The sequence below is a fragment of the Citrobacter sp. VF227 genome (genome assembly GCF_052950715.1).
The window spans coordinates 1-624 of sequence record NZ_JBRFVF010000144.1 but is presented as its reverse complement, the minus strand read 5'-3'; the positions used below and the strand labels follow the sequence as shown (position 1 = coordinate 624).

The following is a 624-nucleotide window of genomic DNA, read 5'->3' as shown; positions in this document are numbered from 1 at the left end:
GTAGTGGAACATCGAGATGTTCCAGCGCCCGCCCAGCTTGTTGAGGAAGTTGAACAGCGCGCCGGGCCGTTCCGGGAATTCGAAGCGCAGCACCATCTCGTCGCTGACCCCGGCCGCGTGCCCACCGACCATGTGCCGGGTGTGCAGCTTGGCCAGTTCGTTGTCGGTCAGATCGAGCACCGGGAAGCCCTTGTCACGCAGGCCCTGCACCAGCGCCGCGCGCGGGTCGTTTTCCGGATGGGTCTGCACGCCGACGAAAATGTGCGCCTCGCGGTCGGTGTGGTAGCGGTAATTGAATTCGGTGATCTGGCGCTTGCCGATCGCCTCGCAAAAGGCCTTGAAGCTGCCGGGCTGCTCGGGAATGGTGACGGCGATGATCGCTTCGCGCTTCTCGCCCAGTTCGGCGCGCTCGGCGACATGGCGCAGGCGGTCGAAATTGACGTTGGCGCACGAGTCGATGCCCACCAGCACCTGACCGCTAACGCCGTCGCGCTCGACATACTTCTTGATCCCGGCCACGGCCAGGGCACCGGCCGGCTCGGTGATCGAGCGGGTGTCGTCGTAGATGTCCTTGATCGCCGCGCAGATCTCGTCGGTGCTGACGGTGATCACCTCATCGACGTA

At 64.6% G+C, this 624-nt stretch carries 1 pseudogene; it reads right to left on the bottom strand.

Annotated features, from left to right (window positions below):
- Window positions 1-624, bottom strand: a pseudogene (locus tag ACU8YC_RS25540) (threonine ammonia-lyase, biosynthetic); the annotation flags it as partial.